Annotated in this window: 15 protein-coding genes; 8 read left to right on the top strand and 7 right to left on the bottom strand. The window is 72.7% G+C overall.

Going from position 1 to position 22,611, the window contains the following annotated elements; all coding sequences use genetic code 11:
* The first annotated feature begins 80 nt into the window (after positions 1-80).
* From WMF44_RS11590 to WMF44_RS11615, 6 genes are all read left to right on the top strand, one after another.
* Positions 81-4,793, top strand: coding sequence for a copper oxidase (locus WMF44_RS11590; RefSeq protein ID WP_437299186.1), 4,713 nt, complete (start codon positions 81-83; stop codon positions 4,791-4,793).
* Positions 4,794-4,812: 19 nt separating this feature from the next.
* Positions 4,813-7,101 (top strand): YncE family protein, encoded by a 2,289-nt coding sequence (locus WMF44_RS11595; protein ID WP_437299187.1) that lies wholly within the window; start codon positions 4,813-4,815, stop codon positions 7,099-7,101.
* On the top strand, positions 7,098-7,715 hold the full coding sequence (locus WMF44_RS11600) for an SCO family protein (protein ID WP_437299188.1): 618 nt from the start codon (positions 7,098-7,100) through the stop codon (positions 7,713-7,715). The genes WMF44_RS11595 and WMF44_RS11600 overlap by 4 nt, the downstream gene beginning before the upstream one ends.
* Positions 7,716-7,722: 7 nt before the next feature.
* Positions 7,723-8,445, top strand: coding sequence for an SCO family protein (locus WMF44_RS11605; RefSeq protein ID WP_437299189.1), 723 nt, complete (start codon positions 7,723-7,725; stop codon positions 8,443-8,445).
* Positions 8,435-10,243, top strand: coding sequence for an ABC transporter substrate-binding protein (locus tag WMF44_RS11610; protein WP_437299190.1), 1,809 nt, complete (start codon positions 8,435-8,437; stop codon positions 10,241-10,243). Before WMF44_RS11605 ends, WMF44_RS11610 begins: the two co-directional genes overlap by 11 nt.
* A 172-nt stretch (positions 10,244-10,415) precedes the next feature.
* Positions 10,416-10,994, top strand: a complete 579-nt coding sequence (locus WMF44_RS11615; protein WP_437299191.1) for a Uma2 family endonuclease — start codon at positions 10,416-10,418, stop codon at positions 10,992-10,994.
* Between the two features lie 463 nt (positions 10,995-11,457).
* Here WMF44_RS11615 and WMF44_RS11620 read toward each other — a convergent pair whose 3' ends face one another.
* The 4 genes from WMF44_RS11620 to hflX form a co-directional block, all read right to left on the bottom strand.
* Positions 11,458-12,303, bottom strand: coding sequence for an NmrA family NAD(P)-binding protein (locus WMF44_RS11620; RefSeq protein WP_437299192.1), 846 nt, complete (start codon positions 12,301-12,303; stop codon positions 11,458-11,460).
* Positions 12,304-12,329: 26 nt separating this feature from the next.
* Positions 12,330-13,178 (bottom strand): AraC family transcriptional regulator, encoded by an 849-nt coding sequence (locus WMF44_RS11625; RefSeq protein ID WP_437299193.1) that lies wholly within the window; start codon positions 13,176-13,178, stop codon positions 12,330-12,332.
* A gap of 114 nt (positions 13,179-13,292) precedes the next feature.
* Complete coding sequence (locus WMF44_RS11630) at positions 13,293-13,961, bottom strand: class I SAM-dependent methyltransferase (protein WP_437299194.1); 669 nt, start codon at positions 13,959-13,961, stop codon at positions 13,293-13,295.
* Positions 13,962-14,692: 731 nt separating this feature from the next.
* Entirely contained in the window at positions 14,693-16,033 is a 1,341-nt protein-coding gene (gene hflX / locus WMF44_RS11635; protein WP_437299195.1) for a GTPase HflX, read from the bottom strand.
* A 527-nt stretch (positions 16,034-16,560) separates the two neighbouring features.
* Between hflX and WMF44_RS11640 the strand changes: the two genes are divergently transcribed.
* Positions 16,561-17,499, top strand: a complete 939-nt coding sequence (locus WMF44_RS11640; protein ID WP_437299196.1) for a hypothetical protein — start codon at positions 16,561-16,563, stop codon at positions 17,497-17,499.
* 364 nt (positions 17,500-17,863) lie between these two features.
* On the opposite strand, the gene WMF44_RS11645 is transcribed toward WMF44_RS11640, so the two are convergent.
* The 3 genes from WMF44_RS11645 to WMF44_RS11655 are packed head-to-tail and all read right to left on the bottom strand — an operon-like array spanning position 17,864 to position 21,980.
* Positions 17,864-20,080 carry a peptidase domain-containing ABC transporter gene (locus WMF44_RS11645; RefSeq protein WP_437299197.1) on the bottom strand — a complete coding sequence of 739 codons (2,217 nt, stop codon included), beginning with the start codon at positions 20,078-20,080 and terminating at the stop codon, positions 17,864-17,866.
* Positions 20,077-21,021: an efflux RND transporter periplasmic adaptor subunit gene (locus WMF44_RS11650; protein WP_437299198.1), complete on the bottom strand. Its 945-nt coding sequence runs from the start codon at positions 21,019-21,021 to the stop codon at positions 20,077-20,079. Before WMF44_RS11650 ends, WMF44_RS11645 begins: the two co-directional genes overlap by 4 nt.
* Entirely contained in the window at positions 21,018-21,980 is a 963-nt protein-coding gene (locus WMF44_RS11655; RefSeq protein ID WP_437299199.1) for an efflux RND transporter periplasmic adaptor subunit, read from the bottom strand. The genes WMF44_RS11650 and WMF44_RS11655 overlap by 4 nt, the downstream gene beginning before the upstream one ends.
* A gap of 280 nt (positions 21,981-22,260) precedes the next feature.
* Here WMF44_RS11655 and WMF44_RS11660 point away from each other — a divergent pair, with 280 nt between their 5' ends.
* The gene (locus tag WMF44_RS11660) at positions 22,261-22,425 is read left to right on the top strand and encodes a hypothetical protein (protein ID WP_437299200.1); all 165 of its coding nucleotides are present in this window, start codon (positions 22,261-22,263) and stop codon (positions 22,423-22,425) included.
* The last annotated feature ends 186 nt before the right edge of the window (positions 22,426-22,611 follow it).

Genomic DNA, 22,611 nt, shown 5'->3' on the forward strand with positions numbered 1-22,611 from the left:
ACGCGAGCGCTCCTGCTCGGCTCCAAAGGAGCAAGGAGATCCCCGTGCTGATGAGGCTTCGCTGGCGGTCCGGATGGGCCATGGTGAGTGTGGCTGTCCTTGGGTGCTCGGGCTCCGAAGGGCCTCCTCCGGAGGAGGAGAGCGTCCTGGAGAGCCAGGATGAGGTGCGCTACGACTTCCATGCATCCGCGTCTGGAAGGACGGTGTTCGCGGACGTCGTGGCCATAGATCAGATGTTCGTCTACGATCGCCTCGGCGCGTTCAACCCCGGGGGCATGGTGTACGCGCTCCGCCGGGACGTGGTGGCCGCCGATCCGTCGAGGCCCGTCGGTCCTGGCAACGCGACGCTGCGGCCGGGCAAGCGCCCGAGGCCCCTCGTCCTGCGGGTCAACGCCGGCGACAGGCTCTCCATCTCGTTCACCAACTGGCTCACGCCCGCGACCGGCGCGCTGCCGAGCACCTCCACGTCGACCCGCGACGCCTCGATCCAGGTGGTCGGGCTCCAGATCCGGAACATCGACGCGCTCGCAGGCGACGTCGGGAACAACGAGAGCTCGCTGGCCGCGCCGGGCGAGACGCGCAGGTACGAGCTCTTCGCCGGCCGCGAGGGCACGTTCCTCATGCACAGCGGCGGCGCCATGGTCGGCTCGGAGCCCGGGCCCGGGCGGCGGGTCTCCCAGACGCTGTACGGCGCCGTCACCGTCGAGCCGCCGGGCGCTGTCGCGTACCGCTCGCAGGTGACGGCCGCCGAGCTCTCGGCCGCCTCCCTGAGCCCCTCGAACCCGGACGGCACGCCGCGCATCGACTACGACGCGGCCGACGCGTCCGGCCGGCCGATCCTGAAGATGATCGACGACGCCGGCGAGATCGTGCACGGCGACGTCAACGCCATCATCGCGGGCTTCGACGAGACGGAGGCCGGCTCCCCCGCCTCCGAGAACATGGGCTATTTCCGCGAGTTCACGGTGCTCTTCCACGACATCCTGAGCGTCGTGCAGCCCATCGCGGAGTACCAGGCGGACCCGCGCTACAACGGCGTGCGCACCGGCTTCGGCATCAACTACGGCGCCGCCAGCCTGGGCAGCGCCGTCTTCGCCAACAAGCAGAAGATCGGCCCGAGCAAGCGCTGCGAGGAGTGCAAGTTCGAGGAGTTCTTCCTGAGCTCGTGGGTCAACGGGGATCCGGCGCTGAACATCGATCGGGACGACGCCGGCAACGCGACAGAGGCCCTCTATCCGGACGACCCCTCGAACGTATCCCACGGTTACCTCGGGGATCCCGTCCGTATCAGGAACCTCCACGCCGGCCCCAGCGAGACGCACGTCTTCCACCTCCACGGCCACCAGTGGCTGCGGTCGCCGGGCAACGAGAAGAGCGCGTACATCGACTCGCAGACCATCGGCCCGAGGGCCGCCTACACGTATGACATCGCCTATGGCGGAGGCGGCAACCGCAACCTCACCGTGGGAGACGCCATCCTCCACTGCCACCTGTATGCCCATTTCGCGCAGGGCATGTGGGGGCTCTGGCGCACTCACGACGTCTTCGAGGCGGGCACGCCGGACCGCTCGCTCCCGGACGGCGAGCTCGCGGCGGGGACGCCCACGCCCGCGGTCGTGCCGATCCCCGGCGTCGCGCTGGCGCCGATGCCGACCTACGAGCGGACGTCGGTCAGGATGGCCGACGGCAAGACCGTGGAGCGCGACCCCATGCCGGGTTATCCGTTCTACGTCGCCGCGGTCGCCGGGCACCGGCCGTCGCAGCCGCCCCGCGACATGGAGCATGACGGCGGGCTCCCGCGCCACTACATCGCGAACGTCCCGCCGGGGGGCGCGGCGGTCGGCGGCCGCGGCCTCTTCGACGTGCAGCTCTCCAGGGCCGACGTGCAGCTCTTGCCGAAGGACGGCACCCCGTCGGAGGTGGCGGCCGCCAACTTCCACGCGGGCGCGTTCCCGGGCGCCGTGCGCGCGCCGGAGCGCTACGGCTTCCCCGTCAAGGGCTACCCGGCCTTCACGGCGGCCGGCAAGCCGGCGCTCTTCCTCGTGAACGGCCAGCCGCCGGCCGCGGGCGCCCCCTTCGCGGACCCGTGCCCGCCGGACGCGCCGGTGCGCACCTACCGCGCGGCCTACGTCCAGACCAACGCCCCCGTGAACCGGGCCGGCTGGCACGACGCGCAGGCGCGCATGATCGTCCTCGAGAAGGACGTCGAGGCCACCCTCGACGGCACGAGGGCGCCGGAGCCGCTGTTCATCCGCGCGCAATCCGGCGAGTGCGTGGTGTTCCACGCGACGAACCTCATCCCGGCGGCGCTCGCGGCGGACGACTTCCAGGTCTTCACGCCCACCGACGTCATCGGCCAGCACATCCACCTCGTGAAGTTCGACGTCACCTCCTCGGACGGTGGGGCGAACGGCTTCAACTACGAGGACGGGGCCCTCGCGATGGAGGAGGTGGTGGCGCGCATCCAGGCGGCCAACGCGCTCGGCGGGGCCCTCGCCGCCGGCGTCAGGAGCGGCGAGCCCGGGGCGCGCGTGCGGCTCGACGACCCGACGCGCCACCCGCGCATGGCAAGCCCGTCGCTCGGGGCGCAGACCACGACACAGCGCTGGTATGCCGATCCGATCCTGAGCGAGGCCGGCCAGGACCGCGCGCTGAGCACGGCCTTCACCCACGATCACTTCTCGGCCTCGTCGCACCAGCACCACGGGCTCTACGGCGGGCTCGTCGTCGAGCCGGCCGGCTCGATCTGGCGCGATCCGGAGACCGGAGCGCTCTTCGGCGATCGCAGCGACGGCGGGCCGACGAGCTACCGCGCCGACATCCTGTTTCCCCCGGGCGACCCCCGGAGCCCGTTCCGCGAGTTCAACCTGAGCATCGCCGATTACGGCCCCGTCTACGACGAGTGCGGCCGGCCGGTGAACCCGTCGTCGCAGGCGCCGGCGCCGCTGCCGGTGGCCATCACCCATGGGCCCTCCACCCCGGACGCGATCTCGTGGCGTGACTCGGGCGTCGGGCTCATCAATTACCGGAACGAGCCGATCCCGCTCCGGATCGCCGAGCGCAACTGCAGCACGCGCGCGGTCGTCCAGAAGAGCGGCGACGCCGGCGCCATGCACAACGTCTTCAGCTCGCGCGTCCACGGCGATCCCGCGACGCCGCTGCTCCGCGCGTACGACGGCGATCGCACGCTGATCCGCCTCACCCAGGGCGCGCAGGCGGAGCAGCACGTGTTCACCGTGCACGGGAAGAAGTGGCTGAACGAGCCGACCGATCCCGACAGCGGCTACGCCAACGGGCAGGCCATCGGCGTCTCGGAGCAGGCGGACCTCGCGCTCGACGCGGCGCCCCTCTTCCGGAAGAACGCGGCGGGCGGCGCGGACTACCTCTATGCGGGCGCGCCGACGGACGATCTCTGGGAGGGGCGGTGGGGCATCCTGCGCGTCCACGGCGAGCGGCAGGCGGATCTCCTGCCGCTCTCGGGCGCGTCGCTGCCGAGGGGCAGGCGCCGGGAGGTCGAGGTGTGCCCGCCGGAGGCGCAGAAGAGGGCGTATGTCGTCCACGCGATCACCGCGCAGGGCAACCTGCCGGGCGATCGCCTCACGTACAACCCGACGTACGGGCTCCACGATCCCAACGCCATCCTGTTCGTGCTCGAGGAGGATCTGGCCGCCCTGCGCTCGGGCGCGCGCCCGCCCGAGCCGCTCGTCCTGCGCGCGGCGGCCGGCGAGTGCGTCGAGGTCACGCTCGTCAACGACCTGCCCGAGGATCCGCCGAAGTCGCCTCACTGGAACTACAACGCTCCCATCGTCGACGGGTTCAACGTCAACCAGGTGAAGCCGTCGAACCGCGTCTCGCTGCACCCGCAGCTCGTGGCGTATGACGTCACGGCGAGCGACGGCGCGAACGTGGGCGAAAACCCCGATCAGACGGTCGAGCGCGGGAAGCAGCGGACGTACACCTGGTATGCCGGCGACATCTCCGTGACGGCGCGGGGAGACGTCCGCTGGCAGCCCATCGAGCTCGGCGCCGTGAACCTCAAGGACATGGCGGACGTGGTGAACCACCCGATGCACGGGGGGATCGGCGCGCTGATCGTCGAGCCGGAGGGCGCCGTCTGGTACCCGAGCCGGGACTCCCGCGCGGCGGCCCAGGTGAAGTACCGGGACGAGAACGGCTCCGAGATCTGGTTCCGCGAGTTCGTGCTCCTCTACCAGGACGAGGTGCCTTTGCAGTCGGATCAGGAGGCTTTCCGTTGCCTCAACCCGGCTCTGGGCTGCGGCGCCACCCTCGCGAACGTCGCTGGCCCTCCCGATCCCGACTTCACGGGCCACAAGGCGTTCAACTACCGCGCCGAGCCCATCTGGGCGCGGCTCGGCGTGGGGCCGGACGCGCCTCTCGGCACCCGCCCGGGCCTCGACGTCAGCGGCGTCTTCAGCTCGGCGGGGCGCGGCGATCCGGCGACGCCGATCTTCACGGCGGGGCGTTATGACCGCGTGCGCTTCCGGGTGCTGCAGGCCTCGGGGCACCGGCGCCAGCACTCGTTCGGGCTCTCGAACACGGAGTGGGCGTACAACCCGTGGGCGCAAGGCTCGGGATCCCGGTACCAGGGCCGTAACAGCAAGAGCTTCGCCGTGAGCGCGCACGGCGGCATCGGCCCCATGACCGCGTGGACGGTGACTCCCTATTTCAGGTCGGGCGGCATGTTCGATGTCCCCGGCGATCGCCTCTACATGGACCAGTCGAACGCCATGCTCACCGGCGGGCTCTGGGGCATCTGGCGGGTCAAGCCGTGAGCGGGAGGAGGGGCCTGTGATGCGACGGATCTCGGTGGACGGCGCCTCGATGGGCGCGCGCGGACTCTGGCTCTCGCTGGCCTGGCTCGGCGCCTCGACGGCGCTCGGTTGCGGCCGGAGAGAGGCGCTCCCTGCCTCGCAGGACCCGGGGGCCGAGCGGCCGGCGCAGCTCGCGCCGCCGGCGCAGCCCGAGGAGCCGGCGGCTCCCCTGCAGGAGAGCCGGGTCGAGCGCGATGGGCTCTCCATCGCGTTCGCCCTGCGGCCGCTGGATCGCGGCCAGCAGGGCGGGGGGACCGGCCTCGGGGCGGCGCCGGCCGCGGCGGTGGCGGGCTCCGACGTCGTGGCCGAGTTCACCATCACCGACGCGTCCACGGGCGCGCCGGTCCGTGGCCTCACGCCCCTCGGCTGGATGTCGCGCCGCGCCGGGGCGGACGGCGCCGCCGCGGCGCGCTTCTCCGGCGGCGCGCCAGCGGCGAGCCTCGCCAGCGGCGCGCCAGCGGCGAGCCTCGCCAGCGGCGCGCCAGCGGCGAGCCTCGCCAGCGGCGCGCCAGCGGCGAGCCTCGCCAGCGGTTCCTCCGCGGCGAGCCTCGCCAGCGGCGCGGTCGACGCAGTGCCGGACGAGGCGGCGTGCCGGGGGAAGATCAAGAGCTTCATGGCGGGCCTCCTGTCCGTGCGCCCCGAGGTCGACATGAACGCCTACCTCCTCTGGACGCTGAACCAGGACAACACCCTCTCGGCCATCAACCCGCAGGTCGCCCTCGCCAGGACGCAGCTCCGGAGCGTTGTCAGCCTCGCGGGCCGCGGCGTCTCGTTCGTGATGCACCCCGACCGGGAGAGCCTCTACGTCACGCTCCGGGGCGGGCACGGCCTCGCCGTTGTCGACACGCGGCGGGGGCTCGTCCGGACGAACGTCCCCGTCGGCCAGGATCCGTCGCGCGTCGTTGTCGCCCCCGACGGGCGTACGGTCTGGGTGGGCAACGACGGCGACGGGACGGTGAGCGTCATCGACGCCCGCTCGACGGACGTGCTGAAGACGCTCCCGGTGGGCCCGGGCCACCACGAGATCGCCTTCACCGGCGGCGGCCGCGCCGCGTGGATCACGAGCCAGCAGGGCGAGTCGGTGGCCGTGGTGGACGGCGAGACGCTCGAGCCGCTCGGCGAGATCGCGGTGGGCGAGGGGGTCGTCTCCATCGCGGCGAGCGATGAAGCGGGCGTGGTCCACGCGGCGAACGCCGCGCGCGGCGAGGTCGTGATCCTCGACGTCGCGCGCCGCGCCGTCGCCGGGCGCGTCGCCCTGAAGGCCGGGCTCGGCGCGCTCCAGTTCGACCCGCGCGGGCGGTTCTCGTTCGCGCTGAACCCGTCCGCGAACGAGGTCGCCGTTCTTGACGGCGCGACGGGCGCGGTGGCGCACACGCTCACCGGGCTGGCCGCGCCGGACGCGGTCACCTTCACCGGGTCCTTCGCCTACATCCGCAACCGGGGCGCCGCGCGGGTCTCGCTCGTCGACCGGTCGGCCCTCGGCGGCCCGGCGGCCCCGCCCCTCGTCGACATCGCTGTCGGCCAGGGCCCGCCTCTCGCCGCCGCGGCGCCGCCAGGGCCGGCCGCGCTCGCCACGCCCATCGCGCCCCTGCCCGAGGGCAACGGCGCCCTCGTCGCGAGCCCGGCCGACAAAGCGCTCTACGTCTACGTGGAGGGCATGATGGCCCCGATCGGCACCTTGCCGAGCTACGGCCGCGAGCCGCGATCGATCCTCGTCGAGGACAGGTCGCTCAAGGAGGTGCGTCCGGGCGTGTACGCGACAACGGTGCGCCTCGGCGAGGGGGGGCTCTACGACGTCGAGCTCCTCCTCGACCGCCCGCGGACGGGGGTGTGCCTCGAGGCGACCGTGGCGCCCGCGCGCTGCGCCCCGGGCGACGGCGAGGCAGACGCGTCCGGCTGCGGGGGCGATCCCGTGAAGGACATCGCGATCGCGCCGCTCTTCGAGCCCGATCTGCGGCTCGCGGCGGGCGAGCCCGCGACGCTGCGCTTCCGCGCGACCGCCGGCGAAGGGGGCCCTCCGCTCGACGCGCTCGACGCTGAGGACATCGAGGTGATGGTCGTCCGGTTCCCGGCCGGATACCGCTTCCGCGGCGCGCCGCGGGCCGAGGGGGACGGCACGTTCTCCGTCGCGTTCACCCCGCCCGCGCCGGGCCAGTACCGCTTCCTCGCCGCCGTCCCTGGGCGCGGGGCGCCTGTCGGCGCGCTCCCGTTCGTCCCGCTGCGGGTCTCCGCGCGCGGCGCTGGCGCGCAGGGCGGAGGTGCGCGATGAGGCCCGGGGCGGCCCTCGCCGCGGCGGCCCTCGCGCTCGCGATCCTCTCGGCCGCGCGCTTCACGCCCGCGGAGGGCAAGGCGCCGCGCGTCGAGCGGATGAAGATCGGCGGCGTCTCCCGGGAGGACGACGCCGCCGCGGCGCGGTACTTCACCAACACCGAGCTCGTCGACCAGCACGGCCGCGCGCACCGCTTCTACGACGGGCTGCTGCGGGGCCGGAAGGTGCTCATCAACTTCGCCTTCACCTCGTGCAAGGGCGTCTGCCCCACGATGACGGCGAACCTCGCGCGCGTGCAGGCGCTGCTGCGGGCGCGCGGGCAGGCGGTGACGATGCTGACGATCACGGTCGACCCGGAGAACGACACGCCGGCCGCGCTGAAGGAGTACGCCGCGAAGTTCAAGGCGGGCGAGGGCTGGTACTTCCTGACCGGCACGCCCGAGAACGTCGCCACGGTGCTGAAGCGCCTCGGCGGCCAGGTGAAGCGGCCCGACGAGCACACGATGACGCTGCTCGTCGGCGACACGTCGACGGGCATGTGGCTGAAGGCGTTCGCCACCGAGGAGCCCGAGGCGCTCGCGCGCGCCGTCCAGCACCTCAACGACCCACGGTGAGGCCGACATGCGTTTCCTGTTGCTCGGTGCATCGAAAGCGCTGGTCCTGGCCGGCGCGCTCGCCGCGGCCTCGTGCGGCCGCGGGGGCGGGAGCGAGACTCTTGGCGAGCACGCCGCCCCCGCTCCCGCGGGGCCGCCTGGGCGCCCTCCGGACGTCGCCGCTGCCGCGGGGCCACCTGGGCTCTCCGCGGACGGCGCGGCGGAGGTGCGCGCCTCGCTGGCGACGGGCGTCGAGGTGCTGGACGAGGAGCTCGTGGATCAGGACGGCCGCCCCGTCCGCCTGCGCGAGCTCGCCAGGGACCGGGTGCTCGCCGTCAATTTCATCTTCACGACCTGCACGACGATCTGCTCGCCGATGACGGCCATCTTCGGCCGGCTCCAGGCCGAGCTCGGCGGCGCGCTGGACCGGGAGGTGCGGCTCGTCTCGATCTCGCTGGACCCCGCGATGGACACGCCGGAGCGGCTGAACGCCTACGCCGAGAAGTTCGGCCGGCGGAAGGGCTGGTCCTTCCTGACGGGGCGGCGCGAGCGCGTGAACCGGGTGCTGGACGCGCTCGGGGGGCGCGCGCCGATCAAGGAGCGGCACGCGCCGATCACGCTCATCGGGCGCGAGGCGGAGGGCCGCTGGACACGGGTCGAGGGCATCGCGCCGCCGGGGCGCCTCGCGGACGAGGTCCGGGCGTTCCTACCGCCGCAAGGGGCAGCGGCGCGGAGCGTGGATGGTGGCTAGGCCGGGGGCACGTCGTCCTGGCAGGGCGCGGCTCCGCCTCCTGGCTGCGGTGCCGGCGGTGGGGATCTGCGCGGCCGCGGCGTGGGCGCTCGGCCGTGATGAGCGAGCGCCCCGGGCGCACGCGCCTGCGGCGGGCGAGGCGGCGTCGTGCGAGGAGCTCTCGCCGGCTGCCCGGCGCGGCAAGCGCATCTACCAGCGCGGCGCGACCGAGGACGGCCGGGCCATCGAGGGCGCGATCGCCGGCGGCGCCGCGGCGCTCTCCGGCCGTGAGGCCGCCTGCGCGGGCTGCCACGGCCCCAGCGGGGAGGGGACGACCGAGGGGGGCGTCACGGCACCGCCGCTCGCGGCCGAGCGGCGCCTGGCGGCCAGCGGCGAGCGGGGTGGGGGAGCAGGGCAGGGCAGGGGGACAGGCGACGGGACGATGACCGCCGCCGCCCTGGCGACGGCGATCGGCGAGGGGCGAGGGCCCGCGGGGCAGCGGCTGAGCCCGGTGATGCCGCGGTACCACCTGGCAGAGGCGGATCTGTCGGATCTTGTTGAATATTTGGGCTGCGTCGGCCGGGATCTGGACCCTGGCGTCACCGCGGGCTCGGTGGCGCTGGGCGCCGCGCTGCCGCTGACCGGGCCGGATGCGCCGGTGGGCGCGGCCGCGCGCGACGTGCTGAGGGCGGCGTTCGCCGAGGTGAACGCGCAGGGCGGCATCTACCGGCGGCGGCTCGAGCTGCGCGTGGAGGACAGCGCCGGGCCGTCGGGTGAGGCCGGGGCGACGGCGCGCCTCCTGGACCGGGGCGTGCTGGCGCTGGTGGGGAGCGCCTTCGACGGGGATCCGGCGCTGCGGGCGCGCCTCTCGGAGGAGCGGGCGCCGCTCGTGGGGCCCTTGGCGCTGAGGGGCGCACCCGGGTTGGCCAGCGGGGCAGGCGCACCCGGGTTGGCCAGCGGGGCAGGCGCACCCGGGTTGGCCGGCGGCGCCCCGGTGGCGGGCGCACCCGGGTTGGCCGGCGGCGCCCCTGGCCGCGCGCGGGATGTCGCGGCAGGGGCCGACGACATGGTGTTCCAGGTGCTGCCGGGGCCCGACGTGCTGGCCCGCGTGGCGGTCAAGCACCTCGCCGGTGCTCCGGTGAACGCGGCTGCGGCCGCGCTGGTCGTGCACACGCGCGACCGCGCTGGCGAGGCCTGGGCGTCGGGCGCGCGCGAGGAGGCCGCCCATCGCGAGCTCCCGCCGCTCTCCACGCTGCCCTTCGAGCCAGGCCGCCTCTCGCCGCGCGACGTCGCCGATGCGGCGCGTGTGCATGGAGCGAAGCCGGTGCTCTTCTGGGGCCCCGGCGCAGAGCTCGCGAGCGCTCGGGCCGCGCTGGACGCCGCCGGATCGGCCGTGCCGATCTACGCCTCGGCGGGCTCGATCGCCGGCCACGCCGGGGCGCTGTCCCGCGACCTCGCGGGCCGCGTGCTGTTCCTGCACCCAGGTTCCCTGGGCGAGCGGGAGCGGGCCTCGGAGGACGCGCTGCGGGCCTTCCTGCGCCGGGCGGGCGTGGCGCCGGGGCCGCTCGGGGTCCAGGCGAGCGCCTACGTCGCGGCGCAGATCGCGATCGAGGCGCTGAAGCGCGCCGGCGCCCACGCGACGCGGGAGGGGCTGATCGCGGCGCTCGAGCGGCTGCGAGACTTCGACGCAGGCCCGGCGCCGCCCGTGACCTTCGCCCGGAACCGCCGGACCGGTGTCCTCGGAGCGAGCCTCCTCTGGATGGATCCGAAGTCCGACACCACCGTGCGAGCGTCGGAGTGGATCGAGGTGGTCCCGTAGGGCGGGGCGATCCCGACATCGGTCCTCCCTGCCCACGCACCGTGCTCTCGTGACCAGGGCGAGCGCAGCCATCGCGCGCGTCCTCGCCCGAGCCGATGAGCTCAGCGACCCAGGGTGATGGGAGCCTCCCCGGGGCTGGTTCCCCATGCGGGGTCGCGCTAGGCTCGGCGCCATGGGTGATCCCGCCGCGATGCGGAACATGAGCGCCGCGGAGTACCTGACGTGGGAGCGGAGCCAGCCTGCGAAGCACGAGTACCATCTCGGCGAGGTGTTCGCGATGGCGGGTGGCAGCCCTCGGCATAACTTGCTGTCAGGCGCCATGATCGCGGAGCTTCGAGCGGCCGTTCGCGGCAAGGGGTGCCATGTGCTGACGTCCGATCAGCGGATCTCGGCCGAGCAAGGGCAGCGCTACGTCCATGCGGACTCGGTCGTTGTGTGCGGCCCCGTGGACACGGAACCTGGCACGAGCGATGTCCTCACGAACCCGTGCATCCTTGTCGAGGTCCTCTCGCAGAGCACCGAGCCCCACGACCGCGGCAAGAAGTGGGCGGCGTACCAGCGCCTCGCCTCGCTGACCGACTACGTTCTCGTTTCGCAGACGTCTGCGCGGGTCGAGCACTATCGTCGCGAGGCGGATGGCTCCTGGCGCTACCGGGTGCTGGAGGCCGGCGACACGCTGACGCTGGCGAACGGCGCTACCCTCTCGATCGACGCGGTGTGCGAAGGCGCGTTCGAGCTCGCCGGCGACTGACGTGGGCGGAGGCCGCGCGCCCGTATTCGCCACGAGGTCGGCCTATCGGTAGCCACCGTGGCTGTTGCGCGGACCGCGAGACCGATCCCAGAGGATCGATCACGTCAAGATTCAACCGCAAGGGCGCAAGGGGCGCAAGGGACCAGAGGCGCGATGGTTTTTGACTTCCTCTTGCGCCCCTCACGCCCTTGTGGGTTGTCTTCCCTGCTGTGGATTTCTTCGGGGACATGGCCTTGCGAACGAGCTCGCCACCGATGACCTCGTGGAAACGCTCGCGCTCGGGGATGGCCAACAGATCGTCCGCGATGGCGAGGCGACGGGCGGAAGCGGCTCCGGACATGCCCGCAGGATAGCGTTGGCGGCTGTCGAGGGCACCACAGGTGTCGCCGACACGTCGCTGGGACCGACCAGAAGGCGAGGGCGCCCGCCCCTGACGACCTCGCCCGGGAAGCTCGCCGCAGCCCTACGGGAGCCAGCTCGACGCGTGCTCGCGCGCAAACTCCGCGAAGGAGCGCGGCCGAGCGCCGGTCACGTCGAGCACCGCGTCGCTCGTCTTCGGCCCCCGACCTTCCTGATGGAAGCGGAGCATCGCCGTGATCCCGTCGACGTGCTCCTGGGATACCGCATACGGCAGCATCGCCGCGCGGAACGCCTCCGCCGAGATCGACGCGAAGGTGACCTTCCGGCCGGTCGACCCGGAGATCTCGGCGACCATCGACGCGTACGAGAGCGGCTCCGGCCCGCAAAGCGTCAGCGCCTCGCCCTCGAAGCGGTCCGACGACAGGCACTCGGCCGCCACGCGGGCGATGTCGCGCGCGTCGATGACGTTCTCCTCGAAGTCCTCGCACGGCAGGCGGAGGACACCCTCCGTCCGGATCGCGTGACCGTAGTAGTTGATGAAGTTCTGCATGAAGCCGCCTGGCCGGAGGAGCGTGTAAGCGATCCCGGAGGCCTCGACCCCGCGCTCGATCGCGCGATGGACGCGCGCATAGAAGAACGCTTCGCTCTCCGCGCTCATGATCGAGAGCTTGACGAGCCGGTGGGCTCCGGCGCGCCGTGCCGCTTCGACCACGCGCAGCTCGGCGGTGACCTGATCGAGCATGTCTCCTGTCGCGAGGAAGACCGTCGTCGCCCCGCGGAGGCTCGCGTCGAGGCCGTCGCCGGTCTCGAGATCGACGCGCGCGACCTCGCCGGCGTGGTGGGCCGGCCTCCTCGAACGATAGACGCCGCGCGCGGGCAGCCCTTTGCGGTGAAGCTCCGCCAGGACCGCGCTCCCCACGACGCCGCTGGAACCGAAGATGATGTGCATGCGCGCAGCCTGGATCGCGCGCCAGGTCAGCGAATAGGAAGCATTTGACCCCTCTCGGCCGGCGGGATGGGGCGCGCGCCCCGCTGCCTGGCGAGGAGCTCGCGCGGCGTCAGGCCCGAGTGCTTCCGGCACTCGAGGATCCAGTGCGACTGGTCGGAGTACCCTGCTTCGTAGGCGAGATCGGCCCCGGCTCGCCCGCTCCGCGCGGCGATGTCGAGCGCCCGCTGGAACCGCTGGACGCGGAGGAAGTCACGCGGCGTCAGGCCGACCTCGCGACGGAACAGCTCGATGAACCTGCGGTGGCTCAGCCCCGAGGCCGCGACCTCCGCGGCGATCGCGCCCTCGGTGGAGCCGCGCGCCGCGCGCCGGACCGTCGCGGTCACGGCGGCGTGCGACGCGCGGCGCGCCCGGGCGCGATCGAGGAAATACGCGCTCAGCGTCGCCAGCCGTTCCATGTTCGTCGCCGCGCCGTCGATGCGCTCCACGAGATCGCGCGCGGATGCGCCGAGCAGATCGTCGAGCGGGTGGTGCTGGTCGGTGAGGGCGTCCATCGGGAGGCCGAAGAGCGGCCACGCGCCGCCGGGGTGAAAGTGCGCCCCCACGAGCCGCGCCTGAGGAGCCGTGGGCACGTCGAACGCGGACTGGCGCGGGCCGGATACGAGGGCCGTGCGGCATGTCCCGTCGCGGCCGTTCGGCTCTGTCCAGGAGAGCCGCTTGCCGCCGAGGGGGATGACGATCTCGAGCGTCCCGGTGGGCAGCACCCGATCGACGAGGTGCTCTGGACGGTAGCTGTCGTAGATCCAGAGGCTGCGGATGAACGGGCGCAGCGGCTCCGGCGGCGGGATTGCGTGGTAGAAGGAGTGGCTGTCGGTCACGGCGTTCAACCCCGGAGGCGCGCGAGCATGGCCCGGGATCATCGCATGGCGTTCCGGGGCTCGGCGATGCTCCGCGAGGCGTGCGCCCGCGGGCTCACGTCACGGCCCGTGGGCTCACGTCACGCGCCTCGCGAGGATCACGGCATCGACGCCCGTCCCCGCGACCGCGCGCGGCCGCTCCTCGGCCACCACGCGCTCCCACCCATTCGGATCGAGCCCGGCGGTCGCGCTCTCGACGGAGACTTGCACCTGACTCGCCGCCGCCGTCGGCTTTCCCGTCGCGGGGTCGATCGGACGGTGGCCGACCATGAACAACGCGCCGCCCGGCGCGACCCCGCTCGCCATGCGCCTCACCATTTCTTCCACCGATCCCGCGACATGAACATAGAGGCACACCACCAGGTCGAAGTGGTCGCGCGGCGGCGTCCACACGGCCAGATCGCCCTCGACCCACGCGATGCGCTCTGCGATGTCCGCTCCCAACGCCTCGGCCGTCGACTGACCATGAGCGAGCGCGCTCGCCGAGAAATCGACCGCCGTGACTTCCCATCCGTGTGCGGCGAGCCACAGTGTCTCCGCTCCATGACCGCAGCCCGCGTCGAGCGCACGCCCCGGACGAAGGCCGGCGACCTCGGCGATCAGGTGCGCGTTCGGCGGACGCTGCGCGACCTTGTCCGGGTGCTCGCGCAACGTCTTTGTCCAGAGCTGTTCCCAGTATGCGCGGTCGAAGGTCATGCGCAGCAGGTTACGCTGCTGCGCCTGCGTGGTGTAGAAAGATTGCATGGTCGATCCAAACAACTGGATCCATTGGATTTATAGGCGGTTCAGCGGATCGTGCTTGGTGCTCTATGTTCACAAGCGCGTGCAGCGTGGCTGTACGGCAGGTGGGATGGCCGCTACGAGGAGCTCGACGGTCGGATCGCGTTTGGATTTCCTGCCCGTGAGGGGCCAAACAACTTGACCCCCAGCACGCGGCGTAGTGTCTTCTCACTCCGAGAGGAGTGTGCATGCGCAACATGCTTCGAAGAATGAGCGCCGTCATCGCGATCGCTCTGTCGGCCAGCTGTATGGTGAGCATCGACCAAAACAGCAGCGACGAGGGTCTCGGCGAGAGCGCTCAGGCGCATACCAGCTGTTCGGTGGACTGTGATTGCCCGCTCGGATGGTACTGTAGCGAAGGAATTTGCCTGAACGTCGACTTTGGCCCGCCGCCTGAATGGGTCACGTGTTATGGCAGCTGCCAGTGTCAGAGCAACGAATACTGCCAGTTTCACCCTGAGGGCTGGCAGCCCGGGCGGTGTGTTCCGCTCGGCATCAAGAGCTGCGGACCCTGCCCGGCATCGAAAGACTGTCATTGCGGCGACTTCTGCTGGCCCAAGAAGATGGCCTGCCCCTGACGACTGACCCGGCTGCCGCTCGCCTCGAATTCCCTCGGGAAACGTCTCGACCCAATCGTCCTCCGAGGACCCGGCAGCAGGTGTGGACTCCTGCTCATCGGGACCAGCAGGATCGCGCTATCGTCCGCCGGAGAGCCGCGCCGCGAGCTTGCCCAGCGCCTCCGGGGTGCCGCGGACCGTCACGGAGACCTCGTCGCCGTACTCCTCCCGGACCACCTGGAGCCGATCGCGCAGCTCGGCGAGCACGCCGTGACGATCGTAGGGAATCGAGACGGTCTGCTCGACGAGGTGCTGCGCGAAGAAGGCCTCGATCCGCGCCCGGAGCGCGTCGCCGTCCCGGTGATCGAGGGCGCTCATCAGGAGCGCGCCCGGGTGCTCGCGGGCGAGCGCGTCGCGCTCCTCGCGACCCAGGCGGTCCGCCTTGTTGAGCAGGAGCAGCGCCGGCGTCTCCGCGGCGCCGATGTCCGCGAGGACCTGCTCCGTCACGCGGATCTGCGAGCGGAACGCTGGATCGGCGGCGTCGACCACGTGGAGCAGGAGCCACGCTTCTCGCGCCTCGGAGAGCGTGGAGTGGAACGAGGCGACGAGCGCATGGGGCAGCCGGTGGATGAACCCCACCGTGTCGGCGACGAGCACGGCCGGCGTCGCCGGCGGCGAGAGCTGGCGCACCGTCGTCCCGAGCGTCGCGAAGGGCCTGTCCTCGACGAGGACGTCGCTGCCCGTCAGCTGGCGCATGATCGACGATTTGCCCGCGTTGGTGTAGCCGACGAGCGCCACCCGGAAGCTGTCTGCGCGGGCGAGGCGGCGCTGTCCGGCGCTCTCCTTGAGCTGCTCGAGCTCCCTGCGCACCGCGGCCATCCGGTCCCGGGCGCGCTGCTTGGCGAGCTCGACGTTCGTGTGGCCGCGGGAGGCGCGGCCGCCGCCGCCCTCGCGATCGCCGAGCGTGTGATCGTCGCGGATCCGCGGGAGCTCGTACTCGATCCGGGCGAGCTCGATCTCGAGCCTCGCCTCGCGGGTGCGGGCCCTCGACTCGAACACGCGCAGGATGACGGCGGTCCGATCGAGCACGTCGACGCCGAGCGCCGCCTGCAGGTTCCGCAGCTGGCCGGGGCTGAGCTCGTCGTCGGCGACGACGACGAGGCGCTCCGCCGGCTGGGACGCCGCGCGGTCGGCCCGGCGCGCGTCCGGTCCCCTCGGTACCTCGCCTGTGCCGCCCGTGAGGGCGGCGAGCTCGCGGAGCTTCCCCTCGCCGAGATACGCGGGGGACGAGCGCACGCTCCTCTTCTGGACGACCTCCGCGACGGCGGTGATGTCGAGGCCGAGCAGCAGCTGCTTGAGCTCGGCGAGCGATCGATGAACATCGGCCTCTGCGGCCTCCGGGAGCTGAACGGCGATGACGATCGCCTCGTGAACAGGGGAATTGCGGCACGCGCGGGTTGAGCGCTTCGATGCAGGCATGACACGACCTCCGGCGAACACGTCCGAGGAGGTCGTCGAGCGCTGAGCAGGAGCAGATGCCGGCGAGGGCTACCGGATGGCGTCCCCCCGCGTCCGCGCGCGCATCACGCCCCCGACCTCCGACAAGGGGTTCAGGGACGGGTCGACAGCGCGGCAGACCAGCGCGCCTGCGCGGAACGCGCGGGGCGCGGCGTGGGACGCGCTGTCCTGCTCAGCGCAGCCGGAGGGAGGCGGTGGCCATGGACTGAGTTTATCGTATCCGGTGACCAGGGACAACCGGCGAGCGCGCCCGCCGCACCAGCTCGGATGTCCTCAAGGAGGAAGTCGAACAGCGCCGTTCCGGTCCTGGTTCGGATGTCGCGCTTCAGCTCCTCGATCGCGGCCTGGCTGCGCTCGATCAAACCCGCGACGATCGCCGGGTCGTCCTCGACCTGCGCGTCGACGTGGGGTCGGTCACCCCGCCGGCGGCCGGAGCCGGCTTGCCTTCGCCCCTCCCGCTCGGTAGCGTCGGCCCCGGGTAGATTCTCGTGCCGGCCCCGATCGTCGTCGACATCGCGTCGGGCCCTGCCGTGCATGGCGAGCTCCCGGCGCTCCTCGTCGAGGCGTGCTCCCGCGCCGCCGGCGGCGGCGGGTGCGCGCTCGGCGACCCGAAGCGCGCCGGGACCCCGGTCCGGGCGCTCGCCGTCGTCTGGCTGGACGGCCCGGACCACCGCCGCCTGCGGGTCGACGTCGCCTCCGTTGGCGCCCCGGAAGGCACGCTGTCGTCGCGCGAGATCGAGTTCCGCGAGGAGGATCCGCTGCCCGACCGCTACCGCACCGCGGGGCTGCTGGTCGCGGCCCTGGCGTCGGAGCGCGCCGGCGCCCCGGCGCCGCCCGAGCCGACCGGCGCGGCGGCGGCCGGCATCGAGCCGGCGGCCGCCGCGCCGCCGGCGCGCCCGCTGGGCTGGTTCCTCGCCGCCGGCGGGCTCGTCGGCAACGGGCTCGATCGCGGCCCCGCCGGCGCCGCGGGCCCCGCCCGCGCCGGCGCCTGGGTCATGGCCACGGCGCTCGACCGGCGCTCGGGGTTCTTCGGGGCCCTCTCGGCGTCCTATGCCACGGCCCTGCGCGAGCCGGCCCCGGGGCTGTCCGTCCAGTGGCTCGCGCTCGGCGGCGGCGGCGGCATCGCCGCGCCCATCACGCCGCTCGACGCGCTCGTCCGGGCGAGGGTCGAGGCCGCCGCCGACTGGGTGATCGCCTCCCCGGGCGACCCGAAGAAGCCCGAAGAGACAGGGCACGGGTGGACCCTCGGGACGCGCACGGCGATCGACCTCGTATGGCCCGCCGAGGGCAGCGTGGCCCTCCTCGGGAGCGCCGAGGCGTTCGTGCGGATCCACCAGACCGATCTCCGCGTCCACCCGAAGCCCGAGGCGGCGCTGCCGAAGGGCGGCTTCACGGGCATGCTGGGGGTGCAGCTGCGCCTGCGCTGATTCGGCTGATTGACGTAATCGATGCGCTCGAGGATGTCGGCCCTGCTGCGGCTGAAGCCGATGTGTCCAGCGCGAGCGACCCGTCGAAGGAGAGACGCATTCGTGCCCTCGACGGGGGCGACCGGCGCCAGGCTTGTACATTCATTGGCGCTCCCGCCAGAGGCCGTCAATCATGCGGCGCGCGGCAGGGGGCTCGTGGCCGTCTGGGCGGGCAGGAGGTTCAATCGCTTTTGTGGATGTCAGGAAACTTCAGTCGTTCAGCCTCCGGGTCGAGTCGAGCGGGCATAACATTCTTCTATGCGATCCGGTCCTCCTGGAAAGACGACGCTATATTCTCGTGCGCGCCCCGGGCAGGCCGGGCGGCTCAGATGACCTCTTCGTGAGCGGCGAGCTGGCCCGCGATGAGCTCCGCATACAGGCCCTGCTGCACGAGCAGCTCGGCGTGGGTCCCCCGCTCGACGAGCCTGCCCTGGTCCATGACCAGGATGACGTCCGCGTCCCGGATCGTGCTCAGCCGATGGGCGATGACGACGCGCGTGCAGCGGAGGCTCGCGAGCTGCTCTTGCACCTTGCGCTCGGTGATCGCGTCGAGGGCGCTCGTGGCCTCGTCGAGCAGCAGGATGGCCGGCTCGCGGACGAGCGCGCGGGCGAGCGCGACGCGCTGCCGCTGGCCGCCGGAGAGCGACCCGCCCCCGTCGAGCAGGAGCGTCTCGTAACCCATCGGCATCTTCGCGATCTCGTCGTGGATCTGCGCCCGCTCCGCCGCGCGCTGGACCGCCTCGAAGGGCAGGTCCGGATCGGAGAAGGCGATGTTGTCCCTGATCGAGGTGCCGAACAGATAAGGGCGCTGGGAGACGATGCCGAGCTGCCGCCGGACCGAGCGCAGCTCGAGCTCGCGCAGGTTGGCGCCGTCGTAGAGGACCCGGCCCGAGGAGGGCGCGTAGAGGCCCAGGAGGAGGCTCGCCAGCGTCGATTTGCCCGACCCGGAGCGCCCCACGATGGCGACGAGCTGGCCGGGGGCCACGCGCACCGAGACGCCGTCGACGACGAGCGGATCGAGCGGCCCGTAGCGGAACGACACCCGATCGAGCTCGATGGCGCCGCGGAGCTGGTGTGGCGCGCGCGCGGCGGTCGGCTCCTGCTCGACCGGCGCCCGGATCACCTCGTCGATGCGCTCAGCGTAGCCATCCAGGAGCTGGAGTTGTGCGGCGGTGGCGACGAGGCTCGACAGCGGGTTGAGCAGGCCGACGGCGAACGTGTTGAGGGCCAGCATCGATCCGAGCGAGAGCGCGCCGCTCAGGACCTGGCTGGCGCCGATCAAGAGGACGATGAGCGGCGCGCCCATGCTCACCGTGGCGCTCACCGACTCGGACAGCGCGCTGAGCCGGCCGCTCCGCAACGAGGTGTTGAGGACCTCGACGAAGAGGTCCGACCAGTGGACCTCGGCCCGCTGCTCGCATCCCATGCCCTTGAGCGTCTCCATCCCCGCGAGCATCTCGATCTGATAGCCCTGGAGGCGCGCCTGCTTCGTGAGCAAGGCGGCGTTGATCTCCTTCTGCTTCGGGCGCACCAGCAGCACGGCCGCGATCTGGAGCGCGCCGAGCGCGATCACGACGGCGCCCAGCGTGGCGCTCACCAGGAGCAAGAGGAAGAGGTACAGGAGGACCATCGCTCCATCGAGCAGCGCCGAGAGGACGCCGGCGGTGAGGATCTCGCGGATGGTCGTGTTGCTGTTCAACCGCATCATGAGATCGCCCGCAGATCTCCGCTGAAAGAAGGCGTAGGAGAGCGAGATGAGGTGGTCGAGGAAGCTCGCGGTCATCCTCGCGTCGAAGATCGCGCGGAGCTTCAGGAGCAGGTGCGAGCGGACCATCGACGCGAGGAAATGAAAGCAGACGATCGAGGCCAGCCCGACGGATACGACGAGCAGCAGGTGGCGATCGGCCCGGGGCACGACGCGGTCGACGACGGCGCCGGTGAGCAGGGGAAAGGCGAGCGCGAGCAGCTGGAGGAAAAAGGAGGTGGTGAAGATGCGCGCCCAGCTGCCGGAGGCGAGGAGCACCTGGTGGACCGGGCGACGGCCCTTCGCCGCGGCGCGCGGCTCGAACCGCTCCGAAGGCTCGAAGACGAGCGCGACGCCGGTGAAGAGCCGGCTCGCCTCCTCGAGCGGCACCCGGCGGCCGCCCACCGCGGGATCCACGATGTCCACGCCGCGCCCGCCGAGCCGCTCGAACACGACGAAGTGGTTGAAGTCCCAGTGCAGGATCGCCCCCGGGGCGAGGTGCGCGAGCGCCTCGAGCTTCAGCTTCACCGCGCGGGCGCGGAGCCCGAAGTGCTGAGCGGCCTGGACGATCTTCCGCGCGCTCGTCCCGTCGCGCCCGGCCGCGAGCACCGCGCGCACCTCCTCGCGGCCCACGCTCTTTCCGAGATAGGCGAGCACCATCGCGAGGCAGGCCACACCGCACTCGGTGTCGGTCAGCTGCTGCACGAACGGGATCCGCCTGGGTCGCGCGGTCATCCGGAGCCGCTTGAAGGCCGGCAGCCGGGCCGCGAGCCCGCCGGTGTCGCCGGCAGCGGTCATCGGCGGCCTCCGTCGACCAGGCGGAGCCCGGGGATCAGCGCGATGAGGAGGCTCTCGGAGCGCACCTTCGCCTCGGCGACGCCGCTCATCCCTGGATAGAAGTCGAGCGACCGCTGGTCCACACGGAAGCTGCCGGACGGGAGGCGCGCCTCGACGAGCACGACGGGGCCGTCGGTCTTCACCGTGTCGGCGATGGGCTGGCGCAGCGACCGGCGCACCTCACCCGGGCCGATGAGCTCGGTGCCCACGGACGCGATCTCGAGATCGAGGTAGGCGTAGCTGTACCCGGTCACCTCGAAGCGGAGCGGCATCCCCGGGCGGAGCTGCGGGCGGTACTGGCCCGGCAGCATGGCCACGACCGAGCCGCGCGCGTCATCCCCGAGCAGCGTGAGCGCCACGTCTCCCGCCTCGAGGCGCTGGCCGCTGCGGATGCGGAGATCGCCGGCGCGCCCTGCGTGCGGCGCGCGGATCGTCTTCTCCTCGAGCTTCACGGCGGCGAGCTCTCGCTCCGCGCGCAGCGACGCGAGCGCCTGCCGCGCGGCCTGGTCGGCCGGCTCGCGGAGCAGCTTGACGAGCTGGACGTCGAGCTCGCGCTGGAGGCGGTCGAGCTCGGCCGACTCGCGCGCGGCCTCGAGGCGGACGAGCGGCTGCCCTGCCTCGACGCGCTGCCCGGCGCGGACCTCGATCGCGCTCACCGAGCCGGCCACGGCGGCGGTCACGTCGCTCCGGCCGGCGATCTGGACGACGGCGGGCCCGCTCGCGATCTGGTGGACCTGGGCGGCGGCGCAGAGCAGGAGCGCGGCGGCGAAGGCGAGCAGCACGAGCCAGTACGCCCAGCCGGTCCAGGGGGAGGCGAGGGCGAGCACCTCGCCCTCGGCGCTCCTGCCGGCCGCGGAGAACTCGAGCGCCTCGGGGCGGAAGATCCTGGCGGCGCGGCTCACGGCGCGCCCTCTGCCGGAAAGACGCGCGCCATCTCGCCGGCCACGAGCGGCTCGCGCGGCGCGTCGCCGGGCTCGATGCGCGCCTCGACCACGAGGGCCCGCGACACGGCGTCGATCTCCGGAGCCATCGTCTCGACGGTGCCGCGGAGCTCGAGGCCGCCCGCGCGGACGCGGACGCTGGCGCCCTCGTCCACCTCGGCCCGGTGCTCCTCGGGGACGGCGAAGCGGACGAGCAGCCCGTCGTCGCTGATGAGCCGCAGGATGGGCAGCGTCGTGCTGACGCTCTCGCCCGGCTCGGCGTAGCGGGCCACGACCCGGCCGGCGAAGGGAGCGCGGATCTCCGTGTCTGCCTCCACGCCGCGGAGCTGGCCGACGCGCGCGCGCTTCTCGCGGAGCTCTGCGGCGGCGGCGTCGACCTGGAGCCTCGCCACCGCGGTCTGGTGCTCCGAGGCCGACAGGTCCTCGCCCGAGGCGAGCCCCTCCGCGGCGAGCGCCTGCTTTCTCCGGTGGCGCTCCTCGGCCTCGGCGAGCTCCTCCCCGGCTCGGTCGAGCGCCACCTCCGCGCCCCGGAGGGCCGCTGTGGCGACGGCGGTGTCGGAGCGGAGGGTCTGGAGATCGAGGGTCGCGAGGAGATCGCCGGCGGCGACCCGATCGCCGAGGCGCACGTGCACGGCGCGGAGGCGTCCGTCGTTGCGCGCGGCGAGGTTGACCGATCGATGCGAGAGGAGGACGCCGACGAAGCCCCGGTGAGCGGGCGGCGCCTTTAAGGCGGTGTCCCGGCGAGCTCCGGTGACGGCCGGGGTGGCCGGCAGGGCCGCTGCGCGGAAGGCGCCGAGATGCGGCTGGAGGGCTGCGACGTCCGGCGCGCGCAGGCCGGCCAGGGCGAGCGCGCCGGCGAGCGGGACGGCGAGGGCAGCGCCGGCGATGGCGAGCTGCTGCTTCCTGTAGGGCCAGAGCATCGTGGCCAGGGCTGCAACGCATGTGCCGGCGCGCGCGCGCTGGAGAGCGCCAGTCGTGGGGGGCGCTGAGCTCATGAGTTGCTCAATTGCGCAACGGGTTGCTCACGTTCACGGCTGACGCCGCGCTCGGCCGGCCAGAGCGCCCGCGTGTGCAAGCCGGCTTGCTGGGCTCTGCGATTGCGGGGATCTGCGGCGCGCGGCGCGAGCTTCGAAGGCTGGCACACGGCTCGCTAGGGGCACCGCCGCCGGGTCGATGTGATCTGGCAGCGAGGGAACAATCATGATGGACAAGGCGATTGGAGCGGCCGAAGAGACCGTGATTGGAGTGGACGAGGAGATCGTGGAGCTCGAGCTCGACGAGCTCGACCTCGTGGCCGGCGGAGTGGGCGATCGGCGCGGCGGCTGCTGCTGCTGCTGCCCGCGTTGCGGGGCCTCGAACCGGTGAGATGCGGTATCCCAGCGCCGCCGGGTTCAACCGGACCCGGCGGCGCTGGGAGCTCTGACGTCCTCCGCGACGAGCCGCGCATCGCGCTCAGGAGGAGTACGGCGCTCGTTCGTGATCTCTTCGGCGGCGGCTCCGGCGGCGGGGCTCGCGCGCTTCCTCGCCGGCCTCGCCGCGCAGGGAGCGGGA

This window comes from Sorangium sp. So ce426 (assembly GCF_051475585.1).
Lineage (GTDB): Bacteria > Myxococcota_A > Polyangia > Polyangiales > Polyangiaceae > Sorangium > Sorangium cellulosum_B.